Source organism: Erythrobacter epiphyticus (assembly GCF_034653295.1).
Lineage (GTDB): Bacteria > Pseudomonadota > Alphaproteobacteria > Sphingomonadales > Sphingomonadaceae > Erythrobacter.
In genome coordinates this window covers 66838-91680 of sequence record NZ_JAYEEU010000007.1, presented here as the reverse complement: position 1 = coordinate 91680, position 24843 = coordinate 66838, and the positions used below count along the sequence as shown (strand labels likewise).

At 64.8% G+C, this 24843-nt stretch carries 24 protein-coding genes; 12 read left to right on the top strand and 12 right to left on the bottom strand.

Going from position 1 to position 24843, the window contains the following annotated elements; genetic code table 11:
* Positions 1-89 precede the first annotated feature (89 nt).
* Together SOQ14_RS05960 and putA are read right to left on the bottom strand one after the other, a co-directional pair.
* Positions 90-794 carry an endonuclease/exonuclease/phosphatase family protein gene (locus tag SOQ14_RS05960; protein WP_322897146.1) on the bottom strand — a complete coding sequence of 235 codons (705 nt, stop codon included), beginning with the start codon at positions 792-794 and terminating at the stop codon, positions 90-92.
* 9 nt (positions 795-803) lie between these two features.
* Positions 804-3971 carry a bifunctional proline dehydrogenase/L-glutamate gamma-semialdehyde dehydrogenase PutA gene (putA, locus tag SOQ14_RS05955; protein ID WP_322897145.1) on the bottom strand — a complete coding sequence of 1056 codons (3168 nt, stop codon included), beginning with the start codon at positions 3969-3971 and terminating at the stop codon, positions 804-806.
* Positions 3972-4121: 150 nt separating this feature from the next.
* Between putA and SOQ14_RS05950 the strand changes: the two genes are divergently transcribed.
* The gene (locus SOQ14_RS05950; protein WP_322897144.1) at positions 4122-4433 is read left to right on the top strand and encodes a YciI family protein; all 312 of its coding nucleotides are present in this window, start codon (positions 4122-4124) and stop codon (positions 4431-4433) included.
* A gap of 16 nt (positions 4434-4449) precedes the next feature.
* On the opposite strand, the gene SOQ14_RS05945 is transcribed toward SOQ14_RS05950, so the two are convergent.
* From SOQ14_RS05945 to SOQ14_RS05930, 4 genes are all read right to left on the bottom strand, one after another.
* Positions 4450-5352, bottom strand: coding sequence for an SDR family oxidoreductase (locus tag SOQ14_RS05945; protein ID WP_322897143.1), 903 nt, complete (start codon positions 5350-5352; stop codon positions 4450-4452).
* Between the two features lie 169 nt (positions 5353-5521).
* Complete coding sequence (locus SOQ14_RS05940) at positions 5522-5842, bottom strand: acyl-CoA dehydrogenase family protein (RefSeq protein ID WP_322897142.1); 321 nt, start codon at positions 5840-5842, stop codon at positions 5522-5524.
* Between the two features lie 346 nt (positions 5843-6188).
* Positions 6189-6374: a hypothetical protein gene (locus SOQ14_RS05935; protein WP_322897141.1), complete on the bottom strand. Its 186-nt coding sequence runs from the start codon at positions 6372-6374 to the stop codon at positions 6189-6191.
* Positions 6371-7465 carry an NmrA family NAD(P)-binding protein gene (locus SOQ14_RS05930; RefSeq protein WP_322897140.1) on the bottom strand — a complete coding sequence of 365 codons (1095 nt, stop codon included), beginning with the start codon at positions 7463-7465 and terminating at the stop codon, positions 6371-6373. Before SOQ14_RS05930 ends, SOQ14_RS05935 begins: the two co-directional genes overlap by 4 nt.
* Before the next feature lie 101 nt (positions 7466-7566).
* Here SOQ14_RS05930 and SOQ14_RS05925 point away from each other — a divergent pair, with 101 nt between their 5' ends.
* Entirely contained in the window at positions 7567-8133 is a 567-nt protein-coding gene (locus SOQ14_RS05925; protein WP_322897139.1) for a TetR/AcrR family transcriptional regulator, read from the top strand.
* A gap of 24 nt (positions 8134-8157) precedes the next feature.
* On the opposite strand, the gene SOQ14_RS05920 is transcribed toward SOQ14_RS05925, so the two are convergent.
* Together SOQ14_RS05920 and SOQ14_RS05915 are read right to left on the bottom strand one after the other, a co-directional pair.
* Complete coding sequence (locus SOQ14_RS05920; protein WP_322897138.1) at positions 8158-8292, bottom strand: hypothetical protein; 135 nt, start codon at positions 8290-8292, stop codon at positions 8158-8160.
* Positions 8292-8453: a thioredoxin domain-containing protein gene (locus SOQ14_RS05915; RefSeq protein ID WP_322897137.1), complete on the bottom strand. Its 162-nt coding sequence runs from the start codon at positions 8451-8453 to the stop codon at positions 8292-8294. The genes SOQ14_RS05920 and SOQ14_RS05915 overlap by 1 nt, the downstream gene beginning before the upstream one ends.
* 148 nt (positions 8454-8601) lie before the next feature.
* On the opposite strand from SOQ14_RS05915, the gene SOQ14_RS05910 reads away from it, so the two are divergent.
* The 4 genes from SOQ14_RS05910 (at position 8602) to SOQ14_RS05895 (ending at position 12673) form a co-directional block, all read left to right on the top strand.
* Entirely contained in the window at positions 8602-9156 is a 555-nt protein-coding gene (locus tag SOQ14_RS05910) for a PH domain-containing protein (RefSeq protein ID WP_322897136.1), read from the top strand.
* Complete coding sequence (locus SOQ14_RS05905; RefSeq protein WP_322897135.1) at positions 9153-10664, top strand: PH domain-containing protein; 1512 nt, start codon at positions 9153-9155, stop codon at positions 10662-10664. Before SOQ14_RS05910 ends, SOQ14_RS05905 begins: the two co-directional genes overlap by 4 nt.
* 69 nt (positions 10665-10733) lie before the next feature.
* Positions 10734-11753 (top strand): threonine aldolase family protein, encoded by a 1020-nt coding sequence (locus SOQ14_RS05900; protein WP_322897134.1) that lies wholly within the window; start codon positions 10734-10736, stop codon positions 11751-11753.
* Positions 11750-12673, top strand: a complete 924-nt coding sequence (locus SOQ14_RS05895) for a DMT family transporter (protein ID WP_322897133.1) — start codon at positions 11750-11752, stop codon at positions 12671-12673. The genes SOQ14_RS05900 and SOQ14_RS05895 overlap by 4 nt, the downstream gene beginning before the upstream one ends.
* Before the next feature lie 189 nt (positions 12674-12862).
* On the opposite strand, the gene SOQ14_RS05890 is transcribed toward SOQ14_RS05895, so the two are convergent.
* The gene (locus tag SOQ14_RS05890) at positions 12863-13657 is read right to left on the bottom strand and encodes a Rossmann-fold NAD(P)-binding domain-containing protein (protein WP_322897132.1); all 795 of its coding nucleotides are present in this window, start codon (positions 13655-13657) and stop codon (positions 12863-12865) included.
* Positions 13658-13750: 93 nt separating this feature from the next.
* Here SOQ14_RS05890 and pepN point away from each other — a divergent pair, with 93 nt between their 5' ends.
* The 6 genes from pepN (at position 13751) to SOQ14_RS05860 (ending at position 20954) form a co-directional block, all read left to right on the top strand.
* A complete protein-coding gene (pepN, locus tag SOQ14_RS05885) occupies positions 13751-16414 on the top strand; it encodes an aminopeptidase N (protein WP_322897131.1) in 2664 nt (887 codons plus the stop codon).
* Positions 16407-17168 carry a peptidoglycan editing factor PgeF gene (gene pgeF, locus SOQ14_RS05880; RefSeq protein WP_322897130.1) on the top strand — a complete coding sequence of 254 codons (762 nt, stop codon included), beginning with the start codon at positions 16407-16409 and terminating at the stop codon, positions 17166-17168. The genes pepN and pgeF overlap by 8 nt, the downstream gene beginning before the upstream one ends.
* Positions 17169-17411: 243 nt before the next feature.
* Positions 17412-17987, top strand: coding sequence for a ubiquinol-cytochrome c reductase iron-sulfur subunit (gene petA, locus SOQ14_RS05875; RefSeq protein WP_322897129.1), 576 nt, complete (start codon positions 17412-17414; stop codon positions 17985-17987).
* A gap of 67 nt (positions 17988-18054) precedes the next feature.
* Complete coding sequence (locus SOQ14_RS05870) at positions 18055-19413, top strand: cytochrome b (protein ID WP_322897128.1); 1359 nt, start codon at positions 18055-18057, stop codon at positions 19411-19413.
* A gap of 50 nt (positions 19414-19463) precedes the next feature.
* Positions 19464-20321 carry a cytochrome c1 gene (locus SOQ14_RS05865; protein ID WP_322897127.1) on the top strand — a complete coding sequence of 286 codons (858 nt, stop codon included), beginning with the start codon at positions 19464-19466 and terminating at the stop codon, positions 20319-20321.
* Positions 20322-20402: 81 nt separating this feature from the next.
* Entirely contained in the window at positions 20403-20954 is a 552-nt protein-coding gene (locus SOQ14_RS05860; protein WP_322897126.1) for an adenine phosphoribosyltransferase, read from the top strand.
* Here the strand turns inward: SOQ14_RS05860 and SOQ14_RS05855 are convergent.
* The 3 genes from SOQ14_RS05855 to cysD all read right to left on the bottom strand — a co-directional run bounded on the left by SOQ14_RS05855 (position 20951) and on the right by cysD (position 24631).
* On the bottom strand, positions 20951-21703 hold the full coding sequence (locus tag SOQ14_RS05855; RefSeq protein WP_322897125.1) for a 3'(2'),5'-bisphosphate nucleotidase CysQ: 753 nt from the start codon (positions 21701-21703) through the stop codon (positions 20951-20953). The two genes, SOQ14_RS05860 and SOQ14_RS05855, sit on opposite strands and share 4 nt — an antisense overlap.
* Positions 21700-23610 (bottom strand): sulfate adenylyltransferase subunit CysN, encoded by a 1911-nt coding sequence (gene cysN / locus SOQ14_RS05850; protein WP_322897124.1) that lies wholly within the window; start codon positions 23608-23610, stop codon positions 21700-21702. The genes SOQ14_RS05855 and cysN overlap by 4 nt, the downstream gene beginning before the upstream one ends.
* Before the next feature lie 118 nt (positions 23611-23728).
* A complete protein-coding gene (gene cysD / locus SOQ14_RS05845) occupies positions 23729-24631 on the bottom strand; it encodes a sulfate adenylyltransferase subunit CysD (RefSeq protein ID WP_322897123.1) in 903 nt (300 codons plus the stop codon).
* Between the last annotated feature and the right edge of the window lie 212 nt (positions 24632-24843).

The window sequence follows — 24843 nt, the reverse complement described above, 5'->3', positions numbered from 1 at the left end:
GCCAATAGCTAGACGGTATCCGTCCGCTATCCACCCACTTGCGGTCATTCACCCCCACACGCCGCGCGCCCGAAAGCAGTCATTCGCCTTTACCCCACCGCAAACTCCGCCCACACCGGCAGGTGATCGGACGCCGCGCTTGCCAGCACGCTGCGGTGCACGCCGCAATCCGTTACCGTCAGCCGGTTGCAATGCATGATCCGGTCTAGTCGGCCCAGCGGGCGCTGGCTTGGGAAGCTGGGGCCAGGATCAAGCAGGGCAAAATGTCGCCCGAACTCGCGAAAACAGCCCGCGACCGTGCGCCATTCGTTAAGATCGCCCATCAGCACCGTCGGGCGCTGGGACCGTGCAGCGGCAGCCAGCGCGGCGATCACGCGGGCCTGGCGCGCCCGCCACAGCCCCGACAGATCGAGGTGCATGCCAAACACGCTCAGGCTGACCCCGCCGATCATCAGCGTCGCTGTCACCACCCCGCGCGGTTCGAGGCAGGGGATGTGGATGATATCGTGGCTTTCGATCGCAATGCCCTGTTTCACGAGGATCGCATTGCCGTGCCACCCCATCGAATCATGCTGCACATCGAGCGGCACGGGGATGTAATCGCTGTGGTGTTCGATCAGGAACCGGGGCAGCACGCTTTCACGGGTGCCGAACCTGAGATCGGCTTCCTGCAAGCAGACGATGTCGGCATCAATCTCGCCCAGCACATGGAGGATGCGGGCCGGATTGCGCTTGCGATCGGTGCCCACGCCCTTGTGGATGTTGTAGCTCGCAACCGTGATCCTGCGCGCCATCCCCGTGCTCTAGCCCGCTGCCAGCAGGCTCGCATTGCCGCCCGCGGCGGTGGTGTCGATCGTCATCACCCGCTCTGTGGCAAAGCGGGCGAGATAATGCGGCCCGCCGGCCTTGGGGCCGGTGCCTGAAAGGCCCTCGCCGCCAAAGGGCTGGCTTTCCACCACCGCGCCAATCTGGTTGCGATTGACGTAGAAATTGCCAACCCGCGCCCGTGCGCGGACGAAATCGCGCGTCGCGGCGATGCGGCTGTGGAGGCCGAGCGTGAGGCCAAAGCCGGTCGTATTGATGTCCTCCACCACCTGTTCCAGCTCGCCGGCGCGGAAGCGCGCAACATGGAGGATCGGGCCGAAATGCTCGTCCGTCAGCGCGCGGATCGAGGGCACTTCGATGATGGTGGGCGCAACAAAGCAGCCCTTGGCGGCTGCGGGGGGCAAGGGAAGGCGGGTAACGGGCCAGCCCGCCGCTTCGCAAGCCGCGACATGGGCTTCGAGCCGTGCGCGCGCGGCCTCATCGATCACCGGGCCGACATCGGTCGGCAGATCGCTAGGGTCACCAATGGTGAGCGCGGCGAACCCGCCGCGGATCATCTCGAGCATCGGTTCGGCGACATCGTCCTGAAGATAGAGCACACGCAGCGCCGAACAGCGCTGCCCGGCGCTCTGGAAGGCGCTGGCCAACACATCGCGCACCACCTGTTCCGGCAAGGCGGAGCTATCGACGATCATCGCGTTCTGCCCGCCGGTTTCGGCAATCAGGGTGGCGATTGGCCCGTCGCGATTGGCGAGCGTGCGGTTGATCGCGCGCGCGGTCGCGGTCGATCCGGTAAAGGCCACCCCCGCCACGGTCGGGTGCGCGGTGAGCATCGCGCCGACTTCGCTGCCGCCGGGGATCAGTTGCAGCGCTTCGGGCGGAATGCCCGCCTCGTGGCACAGCTTCACCGCCAGCGCGGCGATCAGCGGAGTCTGCGGTGCGGGCTTGGCCAGCACGGTGTTGCCCGCCGCGAGTGCGGCGGCGGCCATGCCGATGAAGATGGCGAGCGGGAAGTTCCACGGCGCAATCGTGACAAACACCCCGCGGCCATGCAGCGACAGGGAATTCTCCTCCCCTGTCGGCCCCGGCAGGATCGTGGGCGCGGCAAATTGGCGGCGCGCTTCGGCGGCGTAGTACCGCAGGAAATCGACCGCTTCGCGCACTTCGAGCACCGCATCCACAAGGGTTTTGCCCGCTTCGCGCTGGCACAGCGAGAGGAATTCGGGCGTCTTGGCTTCGAACAGCCGCGCGGCCTCTTCGAGCAGCAGCGCGCGCTTTTCCCCGCCGAGCGCATCCCAGCCGGGCTGGAGCGCATGGGCCTGCGCAAAAGCAAGATCAATCTCGGCCGCGGTTGCCGCGCGCACCGTACCGACGTTGTGGGTGCGATCATGCGGCGCGGTGATCGCGGCGCCCGCTTCGCCCGCGCCAAGCGCAAATGTCGGCGCAGCCGTCCACCTTGCACCACGCAGCGCGGTGAGGCGCTCTTGCAGCGGTTCCAGCACCAGCGGATCGGCAAGATCAACCCCGGCGCTGTTGGTGCGCGCACCGAAGATGTCCTTGGGCAGCGGAATTGCGGGATTGCGGCGCGGCTCCAGCGCCGCCAGCTCGCGCACCGGATCGCTCACCAGATCAGCCGCAGGAATATCAGCATCGCCCATGCGGTTCACGAAGCTGGTGTTGGCCCCGTTTTCGAGCAGGCGGCGCACCAGATAGGCGAGCAATTCCTTGTGCCCGCCGACCGGGGCATAGATCCGCACCGGGGTAGGATTATTGCCCTCGATCCGGCGCAGCGCGGCATAGACTTCCTCGCCCATGCCGTGGAGTCTTTGAAATTCAAATTTTTCACCTGCCGCTTCGCCACTTGAGGTGAAAAATTGGGTTGCCATCTCCTTGATCGCGGCGATGGTGTAAGCATTGTGCGTGGCGAAGGCCGGGCGCAGCACGTCATGCGCTTCGAGCAGGCGCGCCGCACAGGCAAGATAGGACACATCGGTCGCAATCTTGCGGGTGAACACCGGATAATCCACGTGCCCGCCGACTTGCGCCGCCTTGACCTCGCTATCCCAATAGGCCCCTTTGACGAGCCGGACGAACAGCTTGCGGCCATGGCGCCGCGCGGCGCGCGCGATCCAGTCGCACACCGTCACGCCGCGCTTCTGATAGGCCTGGATTGCCAGCCCGAAGCCGTCCCAGCGCGTGCCATCGGCGCGCACGAACAGCGTATCATCCGCCAGCAGCGTCTCGATGATATCGAGGCTGAGTTCGAGCCGTTCGGCTTCCTCTGCATCGATGGTGAAGTGGATATCGGCATCGCGCGCCTTGGCCGCCAAGTTCCGCACCACCGGCACCAGCGCATCATGCGCGGCCGCGGCATGGGCAAAATCATACTTGGGATAGAGTGCGGAAAGCTTGACCGAAATCCCCGGTGAACCCGCCACCCCTGCGCCGGCCTCGGCCGCCAGCCGATCAAGCGCGGCGTGATAGGCGGCAAGATAGCGCGCGGCATCGGCATGGGTCATCGCCGCTTCGCCAAGCATGTCGAAGGAATGAGTGATGCCCTGTGCACGCTCGGGCGCGGCGCGCTTCAAAGCTTCATCAATCGTGCGGCCGAACACGAATTGCCCGCCGAGGATCTTCATCGCCTGTCCGGTCGCGGTGCGGATCACCGGTTCGCCGAGCCGGTTGATCGCCCGCTTGAGCGCGCTGCCCATGCCTCTCTGGCGCGCCTCGGGCGGATCGAGCACTTCGCCCGTCAGCATCAGCGAAAAGGTCGCGGCGTTGACGAAGGTCGAAGCGCTTTCGCCGAGATGTTCACCCCAGTCGATGGAGGCGATCTTGTCGCGGATCAGCGCATCGGCGGTCGCCGCATCGGGCACCCGCAGCAGCGCTTCGGCGAGGCACATCAGCGCGATGCCTTCTTCGGTATCGAGGCCATATTGCTGGAGGAAGGCATCGATTCCGCTGGCCTTGTGCGCCCGCGCGCCTTCGATCAGGCGGATCGCGAGCCGGGCGGCGTCGTGATGCACCTTGGATGCGGCCGCGGCCTGATCAAGCCGCAGGGCAATGCAGGCTTCCTCGTCCTCGCGAAAGGCGCGGCGCATTTCGGCACGGTCAATCGGGGGCAGGGCGGGGGACAGATCGGCCATGAACTGATTTCACCTGAAACGATTCGGGGTTACGTAGCGCTGTTGAACCCGGCAGTGCTGCGCTGCAAGTTCACTCTTTGCAAGCGGGCCGCTTGATCGCTGCGGCGCGGGTGGGTAGGCACAGCGGGTGATCACACAGGGGACGATCAGATGCGGATGTTTTGCTTCCATTGCCGCGACGGTGAAGATGGCGGCAAGCTGCGCGCGGTGCACCGCGAGGCGCATCTCAAGTTCCTGGCCGACAATGCTTCGGATTTCGTGCTCGCCGGTCCGCTGAAGCGGGCTGACGGTCTGATCATCGGATCATTGCTGATCGTCAAAGGCCGCGACGAAGCCGAAGCCCGCGCCCGGCTGGAGAATGATCCCTACCTCACCGGCGGGGTGTGGCAATCGATCCGGGTCGATGAATTCTCGCCGCTGTTGGGCGATTGGGTGTACGGCATGGCCAAGCCGGGCGGCTGACCGCCCGGCCCATCATTCAGCCGACGGTGCGTTCGGCCTTGTCCTTTTCGTTGGTGCCCTTGATCATCGCGCGCATCTGATCCCACTCGGCATCGCCGAGCGCGTGGAGCTGCGGATAGAAGGTGCCGCCATTGGCCTGGTAGCCCGCGCCGTCGATCGCGATGGTCTGGCCGTTCACATATTCCGCGCCCGGCCCCATCAGGAACACGGCGAGGTTGGCGAGTTCGTACATCTCGCCCGCGCGGCCCATCGGGTTGAGATCGTTCTTCGAATTGCCGCCCTGCCCGCCGGGCGACAGGCGCGCGCTCATGCCCTTGGTCGGGAAGAGGCCGGGGGCAATCGCGTTGAAGCGCAGCCCATAGCGGCCCCACTCGGTCGCGAGGCTCTGGGTCATGGCGTTGATCGCGGTCTTGGACATGGCAGACGGCACCACAAACGCGCTGCCCGACCACACCCAGGTGGTGAGGATCGAGAGGAAGCTGGCCTTCTTCTTTTCCGCGATCAGCCGCTTGCCGATATCGAGCGTGACATAGAAGGTCCCGCGCATCACGATGTCGGCGATGGCGTTGAAGCCATTGATCGAAAGATCCTCGGTGCGGCTGATGAAGTTGCCTGCGGCGTTGTTGACGACGCCGGTGAGCGCGCCGCCATCGGCCCAGATCGCGTCGACCATGGCATGGATCGCATCCGCATCGCGGATATCGCACGCCATGCCGACGATCTTGCCGCCATGCAGCGCGGTGAGTTCCGCCGCCGTCTCGTCCAGCTTGTTCTGGCGGCGACCGCACATGTAGACCGTGGCGCCGAGCTTGAGGAAGGCTTCCGCCATCTCGCGCCCGAGACCCGTGCCCCCGCCGGTGACCAGAATGCGTTCGCCCGCCATCAACCCGTCGCGGAACATCAGTTTTGATACGTCCATAGTGTGCGTCCTCTCTTGTCTCGTCATTGCGAGCGAAGCCTTGCGCCATACTAGTCCTTCCCCTTGGGGAAGGGTTGGGATGGGGGGTCTCCGGTCGATACGGCAATAACCCCACCCCCGGCCCCTCCCCGCCGGGGAGGGGGAATTCAGGTCAGCTGCCTGTCAAAGGTCAAAGCCCCAGCACCGACTTGGCGATGATGTTTTTCTGCACCTCGTCCGAGCCGCCAAAGATCGTCGAGGCGCGGTTATTGAGATATTTGCCCGTCACCGTCTGGGCATATTCGCTGCCTACCGCCTTGAGCGCTTCATGGCCATAGAGCGGGCGTTCCAGCCCCAAAGTGTCAACCTTCTGCCCGATGCTCGAGCCGAACAGCTTCACCAGCGAGGTCTGCGGCCCCAGCGCGGGGCCCCTGGCGAGTTCGGCGAAGATGCGAAGTTCGGTTACCTCCAGCGCCTCGGCCTCGAGGCGGACGCGCGCCAGCCGGATCATGGATTGCGGCAAAGCCCACGGCTACTCGCAATGGCGGTGATCCAACCTTCTAAAGCTGACAAAGCGGACACCGTGTCCGCCTTGTGTGGCGACAATATCATCAACAAATGCAGCCGGTCGCACCTGAATTCGGCAAGTGCACGGACAGGGGAGAGGGGCGCGGCGGCCCGTGCCGCTCCCCGCTGCGCGTCTCCTGTTGGAGACACATGAGACACTGTCCAGAGACCAAAAACCCGCCCGGTCCGCGGCCGCCATTCAGGCGCACGAACCGGGCGGCACGAAAGGCGTTGAGGGCAGGTCATGCGGCCGATGGTGACAGGTCGCGCGCGTGTGGGAAAGCGGGGTCTTACCCGTCCGGGTCTGCTGTCTGCTCGCGGTCGGTCGGGGCATGCGGGAAGGCCTGTTCACCGAATGCCTGCCGCTCCAGCCGCGCAACCCTTCGGCGCAGCTCCTCCATCGGGTCGGGTTCGAGCGCCTCGGCGAAGCGTTCGAGGGCGCGGTAGGCGGATTTCGCGCGGGAAGTGAGGGTCATTGAGAGACTCCTTTCAGGACTTGGCGGCCAAGTGCGGGCGTCGCGCCATGGGTCGCGATCCAGCCCGTATCCGACATCGCGTGGCGCAGTCCGGCAGGAAGCGGCGCGCCGTCGATCCGGTCGAACCGCGTCAGATCATATCCCGGCATCATCGGCGTGATCATGAACTCAGCCCACGCCCGCAGCACGCTGGCAGCGCTGCGCTGCGCTTCGGGGCGGGCGGCATAGCGCGCGGCGATCATTGCGAAACGTTCCGGCGGTCGGCCGGTCAGGCGCTCGACCACATCATTCGGTGCGCCGCGTGCGAAGGCACCCTGACGGTGATCCTCGACGTAATGGCGAAAGCCGCTCAGTTCGAACGGACTCACGCCCTGCATCCGGGCTGCCTTGGCGAACAGCCACAAGGGCAGCTCGACCTTGCGCACCTTGCGCCGCAATACAGCGGTCAGGATCGCCGCCATCTCGACGGTGGAGAGCAGTTCCGGGCCGGTCGGGCGGTAGGTTCGGCCCGCGTGGGGTGCCGGATCGGCAAGCACCGCGGCTGCGACCCGGGCGATGTCCTCGTTGGAGGGCGGAGCGTTGCGGCTGTCGCCGGTCAGGGAGGGCAGCACGCCGAGCTGCGCGGCAAAGCCGATCAGCCTGAGGTAGTTGTCGGCGAAGAAGCCGGGATTGAGCGCCGTGTAAGCGATCTGCGGTCCGAGGCTCTCGAACAGGCGGTCGGTCGCAAAGGCATTGCGGGTGGCGAGCGCGGGATGGAAGGGGCTCGCGAGCCACTGGCTGAGCCCCACGATCGCTTCGATCCGGGCTTCCACGGCGGCTTCGGCAAAGATCTCCGCCGCTTCGAGCGCGCGCGGATCGAAGGGTGCGCACCAGTAGGCGCGGCCCACGCCCTTCATCGCGCGCTGCATCGCCGCCTCATCATGAAGATCGGCAATCACCACTTCGGCGCCCTGTGCTGCCAGATCCCGCGCGCGCACGTCGGCCCGCCGCACCAGGGCGCGAACCTGCCAGCCGCGCTGGAGGCACTCGGCGACAAGCGCGCTTCCGGTCTTTCCCGCGGCGGCGGTGACGAGGATCTTGGGCATCGACATGGCGAACTCCTTCCGGTTCATTTGGATGATGATTATCATCTTCTTGTATGGATGACATTCATCATCCATACCGTCAAGGCCGATCGTGAAAGAAGGACGTGATGCGCAAATCGAAGGAAGCCGCCGCCGAAAGCCGGGCCCGCATTGTGGCGACGGCCGCGCGCCTGTTCCGTGCGCACGGGCCACAGGCCGTCTCGGTTGCCGATGTCATGGAAGCGGCGGGCATGACCCATGGCGGCTTCTACAAGCACTTCGCCTCGAAGGATGCGCTGCTGGCCGAAGCGATCATGGCAATGTTCGAGGAAAAGCGCCCGATGTTCGCCCGGTCCAGCGCTGCCGAGGCCGAGGCGGCGCTCGCCGACTATGCGGCGGAGTATCTCTCTATGGGGCACATCGCCAATCTCGAGGTCGGTTGCCCGATCGCCGGACTCTCGCTCGATGCCTTGCGTGCCGGACCGGAGGTTAGGCGCAGCTTTGCGGGCGGCATCGAAAGGATGGTTGCCGACATCGCGGTTGCCAAAGGCACCGGGCCCGAAGCCCGGTCGGCAGCCCTGCGCGACATGATGATCATGGTCGGCGCGATCGTTCTGGCGCGATCTGTCGAAGACCGGGCTTTGCAGGAATGCATAATCGAGACCGCCCGCGACGCGCGGAGCGATTTTGGCTAGCCTGTCGGCACTGTGGGCCCGCCCCTACTCCGCCGCTTGCCGGTGTTCGGCGGCAAAGATTGCCACCAGCTCCTCGTCGCTCGCCCGCGTCAGCCGCTCGGTCCATTGGTGGAAGACCTGTCCGCCCTTTTCATTACGGCCGAACAGCACCTCTTTCATCAGCCCCGATTGCAGCGTCTGATGCTGGCGCTTTGCCGGTTTTCGCCGCTGATGATGTCGTAATGGGCGCGCGCGAAATGCGTGCCTTCGACCAGCCCCTTTTCCATCAGGAACAAGCGGACAAGGCGCGGATTGGGGCCAAGGCTGGAATGGAGTTTCATCACGGTTGCTCTCTCCCGCAGGCTGCTATGCCCGTCACCTTAGGCACGGCGCCGCGCCAGACCACCCTCAAAATGGGCGGGAGCACGGGGGCTGGCCGGCACGCGATTGCGCTTGCCAGACGGCGCTGTATTGCTCATGTAACGCACCATGGAACCAAGTGCTGTCCCGCTGGCATCTGCCTCTCTCGCTGCGGTCGAGGATGACGCGGCCCTGACCCGGCTGCATCCCAATTACGCCTGGGCCTTGCGCGTGCGCCTGCTGTTCAGCCTCGTGCCGCTGGTGATCGGCGCGCTGGTGATCGAAGCGATGCTAGGCAGGGTGGTCGAAGCCAAGCCTGAACTCGCGTTTCTCGCGCTGGTGCCGCCGGGTGTGCTGTCGGGCACGGTGATGCTAGTCTCTCTCTTGTTGCTGATTGTCGTGCCACAGCGGCGTTACAACACGCGCGGCTATCATATGAGCGCGGATCGCCTGCGGGTGGTGCGCGGGGTGCTGTGGCATTCCGATACCGTGGTGCCGTTCGGGCGGGTGCAGCATATTGATCTCCATCAGGACCCGGTTGAACGCTTTTTCGGGATCGCGACGCTGACGCTGCACACGGCAGGCAATCACAATGCCTCGGTTCACCTGCCGGGGCTTGGCGCTGATCTGGCGCGTGAGCTGCGCGAGGACATCCGCGGCCACATCAAGCGCGAGAGCCTGTGAGCGCGCCGCTCCGCACCGCGCCGCTCAGTGTCTGGGCGGCGGCACTCGGCAGCATCCAGAACGCGATCATCCCCGCGCTTGCGATCGCTTTTTCCGGCATTGGCGGGAGCGAACGCTATGCCCTTGCCATCGGCGTCGGGCTGGCGGCTGTGGTGATTGGCACCCTCTCGAGCTATCTGCGCTGGCATCGCTTTACCTATCTCGTGGGCGAGGCGGATATCCGGGTGGAAAGCGGCATTTTCAACCGGCAGGCGCGTTCGGTTCCTTATGAACGCATTCAGGATGTGAGCCTGGCCGAACCGCTGCTGGCCCGGCTGTTCGGGCTGGTTGCGGTCAAGTTCGAGACCGGCGCGGGCGGCGGCGAGGATCTCAGCCTGTCCTATGTCACCACCGCCGAGGCGGAACGCCTGCGCCAGTTGGTGCGCGAACGGCGCGAGGAAAGCGCCCACGAAGCAGCCCCTCTGGGCAGCACCGCCGCGTCAGCGCCGGCGCCATCACCGGTTGCCGAGCCAGCGGGCGATGTGCTGTTCACGATGGGGCCGCAGCGGCTTGTCACCTTCGGGCTGTTCGAATTCTCGCTCGCGGTCTTCGCGGTGCTGGGCGGTCTGCTGCAATATGTCGACACCGCCACCGGGATCGATGTCTGGAATGTCGATCGGTGGTACGGCTGGCTCAAGCAGCAGGGCAGCATTGTGGCGACGCTTGGCCCCTATGCACAGGCGCTCGGGATCATCGCGGGGCTGGTGGGGCTGGGGATCATCGGCTTGACGACAGGCGTGGCCCGCACCGTGATGCGCGAATGGGGCTTTGTGCTCGAACGCACGGCGCGCGGGTTCCGGCGGCGGCGCGGCTTGTTCACCCGCACCGATGTGGTGATGCCCGCGCACCGGGTGCAGGCGCTCACCATCAGCACCGGCCCGGTCCGCTACCGCTTCGGATGGCATGGGTTGAGCTTTGTCAGCCTGGCACAGGACAAGGAAACCACCAGCCACACCGTCGCGCCGTTCGCGCGCATGGATGAAATCGCGCCGATTGTGGCCGCGGCCGGTTTCCGCTTGCCGCATGCGGCAACCGATTGGCACCGTGCGAGCCCGGCCTATCGCAATGACAGGATCATCGGCGCAGCGGCGATCCTTGCCGTGATTGCAGCGGTTCTGGCGATCTTTGCGCCATTCGGCTGGTTTCTCATCCCGATTGGTGCCGCGCTGGTGGCGATTGCAATCAACCTCTACGAATGGGAATTCCGCCGCCGCCACGCCATCGACGAGAGGCAGGTCTATGCCATGCATGGTCTGCTCGCCCCGCACAGCCAGATCGGCAAAAGGGTAAAGCTGCATTCGGTCGAGATCGCGCAGGGCCCGTGGGCGCGGGCGCGCGGCTACGCGACCTTGCATTTCGGGCTGGCGGGAGGCGAAATGGCGATCCACGGCCTGCCGCTCGAACGGGCGCGGGCGTTGCGCCGCGCGGTGCTGGAAACCATCTGCGCCACCGATTTCGCCCATATTTGATGCCTGCGCGCGCGCCATGCGCAAAAGAACCCTTGCGCCGCGCAAGCCGCCCGATAGAGCGCTCATCCCATGAGCCAGTCCCGCCTGTTCCTGTCCGATAACGCCGCACCCGTCCATCCCGCCCTGTGGGAGGCGATGCAGCGCGCTGATCGGGCCGATAATCCCTATGATGGCGATGCCCTGTCGCAGGAACTGGATGCGCGCTTTGCCGCGCTGTTCGGGCGCGAATGTGCCGCGCTGTGGGTGGCGACCGGAACGGCCGCCAATTGTCTGGCGCTCGCCACAATGTGCGCGCCGCATGGCGGGGTGGTGTGCCACCGGGAGGCGCATATCGAGGTCGACGAAGGCGGCGCGCCGGGCTTCTTCCTCCACGGGGCCAAGCTGATGCTGGCCGAGGGCGAGGGCGCGAAGCTCGACCCCGATGATATCGCAGCCGTGATCGATCCGATCCGCGATGATGTCCATCAGGTGCAGCCGCACGCGATCGCGATCACGCAGGCGAGCGAATATGGCCGCAGCTACACGCCGGACGAACTCGCCGCGCTGGCGGCTTTCGCCAAGCCGCGGCGGCTTGGCCTGCATATGGACGGCGCGCGCTTTGCCAATGCCGCGGCCTTCCTCGGCGGCAGCGCGCAAGAGGCGGCGCGGGCGGCGAGCGGCCCGGTTGACAGCCTCGCCTTCGGCTTCATCAAGAATGGCGGGATGGGGGCGGAAGCTGTCATCCTGTTCGATCCCGAGGCGGCAGCGCAGGTGCGTTATCGCCGCAAGCGCGCCGGCCACCTTCAATGCAAGGGGCGCTATCTCGCGGCGCAGATCCTTGCGATGCTCGACAACGACCTGTGGCTCGCCAATGCCGCTAACGCCAATGCAGCGGCGCGGGAAATCGCCGCGGCTTGCGGGGATCGCCTGATGCACCCGGTCGAAGCCAACGAGCTGTTCGTGCGCCTGACCGATGCTGAGCGTGACAGCCTGCGGGCTGCGGGCTTCAGTTTCTACGATTGGGGTGCGGGTGCCGCGCGCTTTGTCACCGCGTGGAACACCCGCGACGATGATGCGCATGCCCTCGCCAAGGCGATTGCCGCGCTATGAGCCAGCCCTCTGTGGCGGCTGTGCCGCCTTCGATGCTCAGCGCGCGGGTGCTGGTCCCGTTCATGCTGACGGGGACGATCTGGGGTTCGACCTGGTTTGTCATCACCGGGCAGATCGATGGGGTGCCCGCCGCTTGGGGCGTGTTCTACCGCTTCCTGCTGGCGACACCCGCGCTGTTCCTCGTGAGCGTGTTGATGAAGAACCGGCTGCGGCTGACCCGGCGCGAGCATCTGCTGGCGCTCGGGGTCGGGATCGCGCAGTTTTCGGGCAATTTCCTGTTTGTCTATAATGCCGAGCGCTTCATCACCTCGGGCATTGTCGCGGTGATGTTCGCGCTGCTGATGGTGCCCAATGCGCTGTTTGCGCGCATCTTCATTGGCGAAAAAGTCCAGGGCGGCTTTGTCTCCGGCTCGCTTGTCGCGATTGCCGGGGTGAGCCTGCTGCTGGTGCACGAATGGGATGTGTCGCCGCTCGGCGGGAATGTCGGGCTTGGTATTGCGCTGGCGATCGGCGGGATGCTGGCGGCATCGCTCGCCAATGTGGTGCAGGCCAATCCGACAGGGCGCGGCGTCCCGATGGTGAGCCTGCTCGCCTGGGCGATGCTTTACGGGACGCTTTTCGATCTCGGTTTCGCGTGGCTGACAGCCGGCCCGCCGCCGGTGCCGCAGGCGTGGCAGTTCTGGGCGGGCACCGCCTATCTGGCGATCATCGGATCGGTGGTGACCTTCCCGCTGCACTATAATCTGGTGCGCGAAATCGGGGCGGGCAAGACAGCCTATAACGGGATCGTCACCGTCTGCGTGGCGATGCTGCTGTCGACCCTGTTCGAAGGCTACCAGTGGACGGCGCTGGCTGCGGTGGGCGCGGTGCTGGCGCTTGCCGGGATGTGGCTGGCGCTGCGTTCGCGGCAGAAGAAGTAAGGGGTTCACGCAGAGACGCAGAGCAACAGGGGAGACGCAGAGATACTGCACCGAGCCGAAGGCTCGCTCTATCCGGTCAGGTTTTGGATAGGGTGGGCCTGCGGCGCAGCGGACACCTTCTCCGCGTCTTCCGTTTCTTCTCCGCGTCTCTGCGTGAAACCTGCAGCGTCTGCGGCCCGCCATAATGCCTTAGAGGAGAGCGGCGAGTCCTTCCATATAGGTCGGATAGCGCGGCTGCCAGCCGAGCACCCGCTTGGCCTTGCCATTGGCGACCCGGCGGTTCTCCATGTAAAACCCCCTCGCCATGGCTGAGAGGTTGGCCGCCCCCAGCGCTTCGAGCGGCGGCAGCGGCAGGCCGAGCAGACGACAGGCGTGTTCGGTGACGGCATTGCCGCTGCACGGGTAATCATCGCCGAGATTATAGGCGCCCGGCGGTGCATCCCGCACCAGCGCCGCTACGACCCCGCTGGCAATATCATCGACATGGGCGCGGCTGAAGACTTGCCCCGGCATGTCGATCCGCCGCGCTTGCCCGGCGCGCACCCGATCGAGCGCGCTGCGCCCCGGGCCATAGATGCCGGGCAGGCGGAACAGGCGTGCGCCCCCGTTCAGCCATGCTAGATCGGCTTCGGCCCGTGCATTGCGACGGCCCTCCCCCGATTGTGCGATGGTGGGCGTTGCCTCGTCGACCCAGGCGCCTTGGCGGTCGCCATAGACGCCGGTGGATGACAGGTAGAACAGCGCCTTGCCTGTCAACGCCTCGCCATAGGCTGCCAGCACCGGGTCTGCCCCACTTGTCTGATCGGGCGGGACGGAGGAGAGGATATGCGTGGCCTCGTCCACCGCTGTCAGCACCGCGGCGCGATCAGCAAAGGCAAGATCGCCCGCGCTGCCCGTCGCGCGCACCTGCCATCCTTGCATCCGCATCGCCGCCGCAATGCGCCCTGCGGTGTAGCCCAGTCCGAAAATCAGCAAGTGTGCCATCGCACCCTAGTGCCGTTCGCGGCCCGCGAAGTCGAGAGGCGCGTGTGCATTCGGTCTCGACTACGCGCGACCCCGCAGGGTAGAGAGCCTGTCATGGATATCGCAACCACCCCGACCAACCCTGAAGGCAATCCCGACTTGGCTGACGCCGCGCGCAGCCCGCACGAACCCCCGGTGATCCTGCGCGCAGATTACCGCCCGTTCGGCTGGCTCGTGCCGCAGGTGAAGCTCGACTTCGCGCTCGGCATCACCCGCACCAGCGTGCGCGCTGAATTGACCGTGCAGCGCAACGCCCGCGCTGATCATGCCGACACGATCCGGCTCAATGGCGACAGCCTCGTGCCGGTTGCCGTTACCGTTGACGGGGTCGCCACTGACTGGCGCATGGATGGCCCCGATCTGATCGTGCCACTGCGCGAAGACACGCATCTGCTCGCCATCGAGACCGAAATCGATCCCGGCGCCAACACCCAGTTGATGGGGCTCTATGCCTCGGGCGGGATGCTGTGCACCCAGTGCGAGGCCGAGGGCTTCCGTCGGATCACCTTCTTCCCGGATCGGCCCGATGTGCTGTCGGTCTACACCGTGCGGATGGAGGGCGACAAAGCCGCTTTCCCGATTCTCTTGTGCAATGGCAACAAGGTGGCCGAAGGCGAAGGCGCAGACGGCACCCATTGGGCGGAATGGCACGATCCCTGGCCCAAGCCGTCATACCTTTTCGCGCTGGTGGCGGGCGATCTGGTGGCTAATTCCAAGCCCTTCACCACCCGCTCGGGCCGCGTCGTGGAGTGCAACGTCTGGGTGCGCAAGGAAGACCTCGCCCGCACCGATCACGCGCTCGAATCGCTCCACCGCTCGATGACATGGGACGAGGAGGTGTTCGGCCGCGAATACGACCTTGATCTCTACAACATCGTCGCCGTCAGCGACTTCAACATGGGGGCGATGGAGAACAAGGGGCTCAACGTCTTCAACACCAAATACGTGCTGGCCGATCCCGACACCGCGACCGATGCCGATTTCGACGCGGTCGAAGGCGTAATCGCGCACGAATATTTCCACAACTGGTCGGGCAACCGCGTCACCTGCCGCGACTGGTTCCAGCTGTCCCTCAAGGAGGGCTTCACCGTGCTGCGCGATCAGCTCTTCTCGCAGGATATGCGCGGCGAGGCGGTCAAGCGGATCGAGGACGTGCGCATCCTGCGCGCCGCGCAATTCCCCGAGGATGCCGGGCCGCTGGCGCACCCGATCCGGCCCGATAGCTACCGTGAGATCAGCAATTTCTACACCGCGACCGTCTATAACAAGGGCGCAGAAGTCATCCGCATGATGCGCAGCATGGTCGGCGTCGAACGGTTCCGCGCGGGCACGGATCTCTATTTTGATCGCCACGATGGCGAGGCCGCGACCTGCGAGGATTTCGTCACCGCGATCGAGGACGGGGCCGGGATCGACCTCACCCAGTTCCGTCACTGGTATAGTCAGGCAGGCACCCCGCGCATCACCGTGGCGAGCGCGGTGGAGGGGGACAAGCTGGCGCTGACTCTCACCCAGACCATTCCCGCTACCCCCGGCCAGAGCGACAAGCAGCCGATGGTGATCCCGCTGCGCGTGGCGGTGCATTCGCGCGCGGCGGATGCGCTGGGCGCAGAGGAGCTGATCGTGCTGACCGAAGGGCAGCAGACATTCCACCTGCCGCTGGCGGGCGGCGATCCCGCGCTTTCGATCAATCGCGGCTTTACCGCCCCGGTGGTGATCGAGCGGCAGGTCGCGACCGAGGAACTGGTGTTCCTTGCCGCGCGCGACGATGATCCTTTCGCCCGGTTCGAAGCCTTGCAGGAATTTGCCGTCAACCACCTGATGGGCGTTGCGGCGGGCAGCTATGCGCCCGAAGCGCGCGCGGCGGGCGAAGCGGCTTTCGTGGGCGCGATGCGCGCGATCCTCACCGATCCTGCGCTTGATGATGCGATGCGCGGCGAATTGATGATGCTGCCTTCGGAGACCTATCTCTTCGAAGTGATGGCCAGCGGCGTCCGCAAGGCTGATCCGGGTGCGATCCATGATGCGCGCGAAGGGCTGAAGGCCGCCATCGCAAGCGCGCTCGCTGGTGAACTCGCGGCGCTGCACGCCCGCGCGGCGGCCACCGCCTATGATGATCCCAACGGGCGCGGGGCGCGCAAGGTCAAGACGCAGGCGCTGGTGTTCATCGCCGCGGCTGATCCTGCCAAGGCCGCCGCAATGGCCGCCGCGCAATATGATGCCGCCGACAATATGACCGATCGGCAGGGCGCGCTGATGGTGCTGTGCAGCCTCGATCACCCGGCGCGCGAGGCGCGGCTGGCGCATTTCCTCAGTGCCTATGAGGATAATGCGCTGGTGGTCGACAAGTGGTTCAGCTTGCAGGCGCTTTCGCTCCACCCGCGCGTGATCGAACAGGTGAAAGAGCTGGCCAACCACCCGCAGTTCACCATCCGCAATCCCAACCGGGTGCGTTCGCTCCACATGGCCTTTGCCGGCAACCCCAAAGCCTTTCATGATGCGAGCGGCGAAGGCTACCGGATGATTGCCGATCTCATCCTTGCGCTTGATCCGATCAACCCGCAAACGGCAGCGCGGTTCGTGCCCGCGCTCGGGCGCTGGCGACGGATCGAGCCGGTGAGGGCGGCGCTGATGCAGGGCGAGCTCGAACGCATCATGGCGGCGGGCAATCTCTCGCGCGATACGTTCGAACAGGTCTCGCGCAGCCTCGATGCCTGACGCTCCGGCCTTCGCCATCGAGCATGCGCCCAACCTTGCGGGCGTGCCGCACGGGTTTTTCGGGAGCGCGGGCGGCGAGCACCAGTTCGGCTTTGGCGGGCCGGGTGATCCGCAGGCGGTGCACGCCTTGCGCGCTGCGGCGGCCGACGCGATCTGTCCCGGTGGACGGTTGGCCGCACCGCATCAGGTGCATTCGCCCGATGTCGTGACGGTGACGGCGGCATGGGATGATGCGGCCGAAGGCCGCCCGGTGGCGGATGCGGTGGTCACCGCCGTGCCCGGCATCGTGCTGGGGATCGTCACTGCCGATTGCGCGCCGGTGCTGTTGGCCGATGTTGAGGCGGGAATCATCGGCGCAGCCCATGCGGGGTGGCGCGGCGCGCATGGCGGTGTGATCGAGGCAACAATTGCCGCGATGGCATCATTGGGCGCGCGGCCTGACAAGATGGCCGCCGCCATCGGGCCCACCATCGCCCAGCTCAGTTACGAAGTGGATGCGGGCTTCCGCAGCCAGTTCACCCAAGCAGATGAACCCCACTTTGTGGCTGCGCCCGCGCGCGAGGGGATCGCCCGCTGGCAGTTTGATCTTCCCGGCTATGTTGCTGAAAAACTGCGCCATTCAGGCATCGGGCAGATTCACGATCTGGCGCGGGATACTTTTGCGGACCCTGCGCGTTATCATTCCTATCGCCGAGCCTCGCTGCGGCGTGAAGCGGATTACGGACGCCTGATCAGCCTGATCGCTCTGCCGTAATCAGGTGCGCTTTGCGCCAAAGTGAAAACGGCATGCGTAAAACACGGTTGGAATCTTGGTTGTTTGCCGTTAGGTGCCGCGCGTTCTGCTCGTGAATGGCTCTGTTTTCAGAGTGCATCGGGGGCAGCAAGGGATCTAGCAGTGTTCCATTTCGGGGGCCTTTGCAGGCGTTTCCCCGGGCAGTTCAAAACCGCGCCGCGTACGGGATTTCCCTGCGCGGCCAGATGAGCAGGGTACAAGACGATGGCTGACATGGGCGGCGCCGCTTCGGCAAACAGCGCCACGGAAATGTTGGAAGATGGCGTGCGTCGCCGCGACTGGATTCACATCGCCGCGCTCAGCACGGCGGGCGTGGGTGCCGCTTCGGTGCTGATCCCGCTGGTGACCCAGATGGCACCTTCGGCTGACGTTCTCGCCGAAAGCACCACCGATATTGATGTCAGCGCGATCCAGCCGGGCCAGAGCATCAAGGCCGTGTTCCGCAAGCAGCCGCTCTTCGTGAAGCGTCTGACGCCCGAAGAAATCGCGGCCGCCAAGAAGGACGATTCCGCCAACATGCGCGATCCGGCGACCCTCGCCCAGCGCACCAAGGAAGGCCACGAAGACATCCTCGTCACCATGGGCGTGTGTACCCACCTCGGCTGCGTGCCGCTGGGCGCCGCCGAAGGTGAGAACAAGGGCGATTTCGGCGGTTACTTCTGCCCCTGCCACGGTTCGCACTATGATGTCGCGGGCCGCATCCGCAAGGGCCCGGCGCCGCTCAACCTGATGGTTCCGGAATATAATTTCACGACGGACAGCGTCATCCGCGTCGGCTGACGCTGCGTAGCTGTTTCAAGAACATAATCGTTTTCGTACCCAACACCGATCAATCCGAGGGAACGCCATGAGTTTCGCCTGGGCCAAGCAATACGAACCGAAGTCGCCGCTCACCAAGTGGCTTGACGAGAAGCTGCCGCTGCCGCGTCTCGTCTACAACGCGGTGGGGGCCGGTTATCCGGTGCCGCGCAACCTGAATTACATGTGGAACTTCGGCGTGCTCGCCGGGGTCTGCCTGATGATCCAGATCGTCACCGGCGTGATCCTTGCGATGCATTACGCGGCCAATGCCGGCGTGGCCTTCGCGACGGTTGAGCACATCATGCGCAACGTCAATTATGGCTGGATGCTGCGCTACGCTCACGCCAACGGCGCGAGCTTCTTCTTCATCGTCATCTACCTGCACATCTTCCGCGGCTTCTTCTACTCCTCGTACAAGGCCCCGCGTGAAATGATCTGGTTGCTGGGCGTGGTCATCTTCCTCCTCATGATGGCGACCGCCTTCATGGGCTACGTGTTGCCGTGGGGCCAGATGAGCTTCTGGGGTGCGCAGGTGATCACCGGTCTGTTCAGCGCGATCCCGCTGGTGGGTGAACCGCTTCAAGTGTGGCTGTTGGGTGGCTTCGCGCCCGATAACGCCGCGCTGAACCGCTTCTTCTCGCTGCACTTCCTGCTGCCCTTCGTGATCGCCGGCGTGGTGATCCTGCACATCTGGGCGCTGCACATCCCCGGCTCGTCCAACCCGACGGGCGTGGAAGTGAAGAGCGCGAGTGACACCGTGCCCTTCCATCCGTATTACACGGCGAAGGATGGCTTCGGGCTGGGCGTGTTCCTGATCGCCTTCTGCTTCATGGTGTTCTTCCTGCCGAACGCACTCGGCCACCCGGATAACTACATCGAAGCCAACCCGCTCTCGACGCCTGCACACATCGTGCCCGAATGGTACTTCCTGCCGTTCTACGCGATCCTGCGCGCCTTCACGATGGATCTGACCATTCCCTTCACCGGGATCGTGCTGGTGCCGGCCAAGCTGCTGGGCGTGATCGCGATGTTCGGTTCGATCCTGCTGTGGTTCGTCCTGCCCTGGCTCGACAAGAGCCCGGTGCGTTCGGGCAGCTACCGTCCGTTGTTCAAGAAGTTCTTCTGGGTGCTCGTGCTCGACATGCTCGTGCTGACCTATTGCGGCGGTGCTCCGGCGGAAGAGCCCTTCGTGATCATGAGCCAGGTCGCGACAGCCTATTACTTCCTGCACTTCCTGGTGATCCTCCCGATCGTCAGCCAGATCGAAGTGCCCAAGCCGCTGCCGTTCTCGATTACCGAGGCCGTGCTGGGCAAGGATGAAAGCAACCCGGCGGTTCGCACTGGTGCGGTTGGCACGGGTTCGGGTGGTGGCCTGCCTGACGGCTCGCTCCAGCCGGCCGAGTAAGCCTTCATCGGCTCAACCCATCTGACCCGATAACGAGAAAGAGTTAGGTCATGACTATTCGTCTTGGTGGCATGATTTTTGGCCTCGCCATCACCGCGGTGCTGGTGCTGTGGTCGCTGATCCCCGGCGTGTATAATTACATCGCCGGCCCGGCGCCCGAAAAGCAGGCGTCCTATGCCTTTTATGAAAAGCCGGTGGCCCCGGCTGGTGGCTTTGCCTTTGATGGCGCCTTCGGCAAGTGGGACGTTGCCCAGTTGCAGCGCGGCTATCAGGTCTACAAGGAAGTCTGCTCGGCCTGCCACAGCCTCAAGTATGTCGCGTTCCGCAACCTGCGCGAACTCGGCTACACCGAAGCCGAAGCGCAGGCCGAAGCGGCCAGCTGGACGGTGCCGGGCATCGATCCCAACACTGGCGAGACGACGACCCGTCCGGGCACGCCGACCGATCGCTTCCCGAGCCCCTATCCCAACGCGATTGCGGCGGCAGCGGCGAACAACAATGCCATTCCGCCGGATCTTTCGCTGATGGCGAAGGCCCGTCCTGACGGCACCAACTACATCTACTCGCTGATGATCGGCTACACCGAGCCGAATGCCGAAAAGGCTGCCAAGCTCGGCTTCGAAACGCCGACGGGGCTGTACTTCAACAAACACTTCCCGAACGTCAACATCGCGATGCCGTCGCCGCTCGTGCTGGATGGCCAGGTGACCTATGCCGATGGCACCGAAGCGACCATCCCGCAGATGTCGGCCGATGTCGCCGCCTTCCTGACCTGGACGGCCGAGCCTTCGCTGGTTGCCCGCAAGCAGACCGGTTGGTTCGTGCTGGCCTTCCTAGTGTTCGCGACCTCGCTGGCCTTCCTGTCCTACAAGCAGATCTGGGCCGGTCTGAAGCCGAAGAAGAAGTAAGCTTCCCGCTTCCAGTGGCAATGCAACAGAGCGCCCCGTCATCCCTTGCGGATGGCGGGGCGCTCTGCTTTTGTGCGCCCCATGACAACACCCGCTCTCTCACCCGATGATCTCAAGGCGCTGGTGCGCACTGTTCCTGACTTTCCCCATGCCGGGATCCAGTTCCGCGATATCACCACGCTGATTGGCCACCATCAGGGCATGGCGGCGAGTGTCCATCACCTCGCAGGACTGGCGCAGCAGGGCGGGGCGGAAAAGATCGCCGGGATGGAAGCGCGCGGCTTTATCTTCGGCGCTTCGGTTGCGGTGCAGCTCGGGATCGGCTTTGTCCCGGTGCGCAAGCCCGGCAAGCTTCCGATTGCGACGATCGGGATCGACTACGCGCTCGAATATGGCAGCGATCGGCTTGAAATGGATCCGCAAGCGATCACCCCCGGTCAGCGGGTGGTGATTGTTGATGATCTGATTGCAACCGGCGGCACCGCGCTGGCTTCGGCAGAGTTGCTGCGGCGGGCAGGGGCGGTGATCGAACACGCGGTGTTCGTGATTGATCTGCCCGACCTTGGCGGAGCCGACCGGCTGCGTGACGCCGGGATTACTGTCAGCGCCCTGATGGCCTTCGAAGGCGGTTAAGCCACCCGCGCCACTTCGGCCAGGATACGCTCTGCCCATTCGGGCCGACAGATCAGCAGATCCGGCAGATTGGTGTCGGGCCGGTTATAGATGAGCGGCGAGCCATCAATGCGCGAACAATGCAGCCCGTGCGCCTTGGCGACGGCGACCGGCGCACAGCTATCCCATTCATGCTGCCCGCCGGAGTGGAGATAGACTTCGGCTTCGCCGCGCACCACCGCCATCGCCTTGGCCCCGGCGCTCCCCATCGGGATGAGCGCGCCGCCCAGCGCTTTGGCGACCTCCGCGGCCTCCCGCGCCGGGCGCGAACGGCTCACCACGAAGCGCGGACGATCACGTGCTGCCGGTGATGGAAAGCGTTGGTCCGAACGCAAGACCGGCGAGCCCTCGGCCCCCGGCAGTGCGACTGCGCCAATCTCGGCCACGCCATCCACCGCGAGCGCGACATGCACTGCCCAATCGGCGCGCCCTTCGCTGTACTCGCGGGTGCCGTCGAGCGGATCGATAATCCACACCCGGCTGTGCTCGCAGCGCAGCTGATCATCGCGTTCTTCTTCCGACAGCAGCGCATCGGCAGGGCGGGCGGCACGGATCGCTTCGCACAGGAAGCGGTTGGCGCGTGCATCGGCTTCATCGCCCAGCGCCTTGCCCGCAAGCCCGCTTTCTTCGCGGACATCAAGCAGAATACGGCCAGCCTCGGCAGCGAGCCGCGCCGCCAGCGCGGCATCATCAAGATCGGCCAGCGTCATTTGAGCGGCAGGATCTGCTGGATGATGTAGCGCGCGGCTTCCTCGGGCGTCATGTCGACTGTGTTGACGCGGATCTCGGGGGCCTCTGGCGGTTCATAGGGGCTGTCGATCCCGGTGAAGTTCTTGAGCTGCCCGGACCGCGCCTTCTTGTAGAGGCCCTTCACATCGCGGGCTTCGGCGACGGAGAGCGGGGTGTCGACGAAGATTTCGATGAACTCACCTTCGGGCAGCATCTCGCGCACCATCTGCCGCTCGGCCCGGAAGGGAGAAATGAAGGCGGTGAGCACGATCAGGCCGGCATCCGCCATCAGCTTGGCGACCTCGCCCACGCGGCGGATATTCTCGATCCGGTCCGCCTCGGTAAAGCCGAGATCGCGGTTCAGGCCGTGGCGCACATTGTCGCCATCGAGCAGGAAGGTGTGGCGGTTCATCACGAAGAGCTGCTTTTCGACCTCGTTGGCGATGGTCGATTTGCCGCTGCCCGACAGGCCGGTGAACCACAGCACCTTGGGCTTTTGGTTCTTCATCCCCGCGTGATTGTCGCGGGTAATCGCGACCGGCTGCCAGTGGACATTGTCCGCGCGGCGCAGGTTGAATTCGATCATCCCGGCGGCGACCGTGGCGTTGGTGAACTTGTCGATCAGGATGAACCCGCCGAGCTGGCGGTTGGCGCTATAGGGCTCGAAGGCGATCGGACGGTCGGTGGCGAATTCGGCGACCCCGATGGCGTTGAGCGTGAGCGTCTTGGCGGCGAGATGTTCGAGGCTGTTCACATCGATCTCGTGCTTGGGCGGCTGCACGGTGGCGGTGACCATCTGCGTGCCGAGCTTGAGCCAATAGCCGCGCCCGGGCTTCAGCGCCTCTTCGTCCATCCACACGAAGGTGGCGCAGAACTGGTCAGAAGCTTGCGGCGGATCGCCCGCGGCAGCGATCAGATCGCCGCGGCTGCAATCGACCTCGTCGGCCAGGGTGAGCGTCACCGACTGGCCCGCGACGGCCTCGGGAAGGTCGCCGTCGAAGGTGCTGATGGTCTTGACGGTCGAGGTCTTGCCCGAAGGCACTATCCGCACCGCATCGCCCGGGCGGATGGTGCCGCTGGCAATTTGGCCTGCGAACCCCCGAAAATCGAGATTGGGGCGATTGACCCATTGCACCGGCATGCGGAACGGCTGGGTTTGCGCGGCGGCGGCATCGACCTCGACCGTTTCCAGGTGCTCGATCAGCGCGGGGCCGGAATACCACGGGGTGTTGGCGGACAGCGCGGTGATATTATCGCCCTTGAAGCCCGAGATCGGGATCGCGGTGAAGGTGGTGATGCCGATGCTGGTGGCAAAAGCGCGGTAGTCGGCAAGGATCGCGTCGAACGCCGCCTGATCATAGCCGACGAGATCCATCTTGTTCACAGCCAGCACCACATGGCGGATGCCCAGCAGGTGGACGAGATAGGAATGCCGCCGCGTCTGTTGCAGCACGCCCTTCCTCGCGTCGATCAGGATCACGGCCAGATCGGCGGTCGAGGCGCCCGTCACCATGTTGCGGGTATATTGTTCATGCCCCGGCGTGTCGGCGACGATGAACTTGCGCTTTTCGGTGGTGAAGAAGCGGTAGGCGACGTCGATTGTGATGCCCTGCTCGCGTTCGGCAGCGAGGCCATCGACCAGCAGCGCAAAGTCGATCTCTGCGCCTTGCGTGCCGTGCTTGATGCTGTCGCTTTCGAGCGCGGCGAGCTGATCTTCGAAGATCATCTTGGAATCGTACAATAGCCGCCCGATCAGGGTCGACTTGCCATCATCCACAGAGCCGCAGGTGATGAAGCGCAGCAGGCTCTTGTGCTGGTGCGCCTCGAGATAGGCGTCGATATCCTCGGCGATGAGGGCGTCGGTCTGGAAGGAGGACTGGTCGTTCATCAATTTCAAAATCCGTTCGGGCTGAGCTTGTCGAAGCCCTGCACTTTCTTCATCCCGCGTCCCGACAAGAAGGACAGCCCTTCGACAAGCTCAGGGCGAACGGGGTGGGAGGTTGCGGTCAAAAGTATCCCTCCTGCTTCTTGTCTTCCATCGAAGCCGACTGCCCCTTGTCGATCGCGCGGCCCTGCCGTTCCGATCCGGTGGCGAGCAGCATTTCCTGGATGATGTCGTTCATTTCCGTCGCGTCGCTCTCCGTCGCGCCGGTCAGCGGGTAGCAGCCCAGCGTGCGGAAGCGGACGGAGCGGGTGATGGGCTCTTCGCCCGGCTCCAGCCGGAAGCGGTCATCATCGACGACAAGGATCATCCCGTCACGCTCCACCGTGAGGCGGGGCTTGCTGAAATAGAGCGGCACGATGTCGATGTTTTCCAGCGCGATATATTGCCAGATGTCGAGCTCGGTCCAGTTCGAGATCGGGAAGACGCGGATGCTTTCGCCCTTGGTCTTCTTGGCGTTGTAGAGGTTCCACAGCTCCGGGCGCTGGTTCTTCGGGTCCCAGCGGTGGGCGGCGCTGCGGAAGCTGAAGATGCGCTCCTTGGCGCGGGCCTTTTCCTCATCCCGCCGCCCGCCGCCGAAGGCTGCGTCGAAACCGTGCTCGGTCAAGGCGCGCTTGAGGGGATCTGTCAGCTGCGCTTGGCTGTAGAGCGCGCTGCCGGTGTCGAAGGGGTTGATCCCCTGCGCCTCGGCGTCTTCGTTCTGGGCGATGATCAGCTTCAGCCCATAGTCGCGCACGGTCTTGTCGCGGTGGGCGAGCAGATCGGCGAAATCCCACCCGCTCGCCACATGCAGCATCGGGAAGGGCGGGGGCGCGGGGTAGAAGGCCTTCCTCGCCAGGTGCAGCATGACCGAGCTGTCCTTGCCCACCGAATAGAGCATGACCGGGTTTTCCGCCTCGGCCACCACTTCGCGGAAGATATGGATGCTCTCGGCCTCGAGCCGTTCGAGATGGGTCAGACTGCGCATGGCCGCCCTGCTAGAATGCACCGCCCGCTTTGCAAATGCAGATTTCCTAGCCCGCCCTGAAGCTTAGCCATGTATGCCTTTGCTTGACACCAAAAGTGTCATTTTTTCTTGACGATCTGGCAGTGATCCCTGAGACTTTTGGGGTTGAGGATGATGGCATGTCAAGCCGCTGGGAACCCTGGCGAATCGGCCGGGCAGGCGCTTCCCGTCGG

What these genes read in the sequence shown, in the direction of transcription:
- SOQ14_RS05960 (WP_322897146.1), bottom strand. Translation starts at nt 794, where the DNA reads ATGGCGCGCAGGATCACGGTTGCGAGCTACAACATCCACAAGGGCGTG.
- putA (WP_322897145.1), bottom strand. Translation starts at nt 3,971, where the DNA reads ATGGCCGATCTGTCCCCCGCCCTGCCCCCGATTGACCGTGCCGAAATG.
- SOQ14_RS05950 (WP_322897144.1), top strand. Translation starts at nt 4,122, where the DNA reads ATGCGGATGTTTTGCTTCCATTGCCGCGACGGTGAAGATGGCGGCAAG.
- SOQ14_RS05945 (WP_322897143.1), bottom strand. Translation starts at nt 5,352, where the DNA reads ATGGACGTATCAAAACTGATGTTCCGCGACGGGTTGATGGCGGGCGAA.
- SOQ14_RS05940 (WP_322897142.1), bottom strand. Translation starts at nt 5,842, where the DNA reads ATGATCCGGCTGGCGCGCGTCCGCCTCGAGGCCGAGGCGCTGGAGGTA.
- SOQ14_RS05935 (WP_322897141.1), bottom strand. Translation starts at nt 6,374, where the DNA reads ATGACCCTCACTTCCCGCGCGAAATCCGCCTACCGCGCCCTCGAACGC.
- SOQ14_RS05930 (WP_322897140.1), bottom strand. Translation starts at nt 7,465, where the DNA reads ATGTCGATGCCCAAGATCCTCGTCACCGCCGCCGCGGGAAAGACCGGA.
- SOQ14_RS05925 (WP_322897139.1), top strand. Translation starts at nt 7,567, where the DNA reads ATGCGCAAATCGAAGGAAGCCGCCGCCGAAAGCCGGGCCCGCATTGTG.
- SOQ14_RS05920 (WP_322897138.1), bottom strand. Translation starts at nt 8,292, where the DNA reads ATGAAAGAGGTGCTGTTCGGCCGTAATGAAAAGGGCGGACAGGTCTTC.
- SOQ14_RS05915 (WP_322897137.1), bottom strand. Translation starts at nt 8,453, where the DNA reads ATGAAACTCCATTCCAGCCTTGGCCCCAATCCGCGCCTTGTCCGCTTG.
- SOQ14_RS05910 (WP_322897136.1), top strand. Translation starts at nt 8,602, where the DNA reads ATGGAACCAAGTGCTGTCCCGCTGGCATCTGCCTCTCTCGCTGCGGTC.
- SOQ14_RS05900 (WP_322897134.1), top strand. Translation starts at nt 10,734, where the DNA reads ATGAGCCAGTCCCGCCTGTTCCTGTCCGATAACGCCGCACCCGTCCAT.
- SOQ14_RS05895 (WP_322897133.1), top strand. Translation starts at nt 11,750, where the DNA reads ATGAGCCAGCCCTCTGTGGCGGCTGTGCCGCCTTCGATGCTCAGCGCG.
- SOQ14_RS05890 (WP_322897132.1), bottom strand. Translation starts at nt 13,657, where the DNA reads ATGGCACACTTGCTGATTTTCGGACTGGGCTACACCGCAGGGCGCATT.
- pepN (WP_322897131.1), top strand. Translation starts at nt 13,751, where the DNA reads ATGGATATCGCAACCACCCCGACCAACCCTGAAGGCAATCCCGACTTG.
- pgeF (WP_322897130.1), top strand. Translation starts at nt 16,407, where the DNA reads ATGCCTGACGCTCCGGCCTTCGCCATCGAGCATGCGCCCAACCTTGCG.
- petA (WP_322897129.1), top strand. Translation starts at nt 17,412, where the DNA reads ATGGCTGACATGGGCGGCGCCGCTTCGGCAAACAGCGCCACGGAAATG.
- SOQ14_RS05870 (WP_322897128.1), top strand. Translation starts at nt 18,055, where the DNA reads ATGAGTTTCGCCTGGGCCAAGCAATACGAACCGAAGTCGCCGCTCACC.
- SOQ14_RS05865 (WP_322897127.1), top strand. Translation starts at nt 19,464, where the DNA reads ATGACTATTCGTCTTGGTGGCATGATTTTTGGCCTCGCCATCACCGCG.
- SOQ14_RS05860 (WP_322897126.1), top strand. Translation starts at nt 20,403, where the DNA reads ATGACAACACCCGCTCTCTCACCCGATGATCTCAAGGCGCTGGTGCGC.
- SOQ14_RS05855 (WP_322897125.1), bottom strand. Translation starts at nt 21,703, where the DNA reads ATGACGCTGGCCGATCTTGATGATGCCGCGCTGGCGGCGCGGCTCGCT.
- cysN (WP_322897124.1), bottom strand. Translation starts at nt 23,610, where the DNA reads ATGAACGACCAGTCCTCCTTCCAGACCGACGCCCTCATCGCCGAGGAT.
- cysD (WP_322897123.1), bottom strand. Translation starts at nt 24,631, where the DNA reads ATGCGCAGTCTGACCCATCTCGAACGGCTCGAGGCCGAGAGCATCCAT.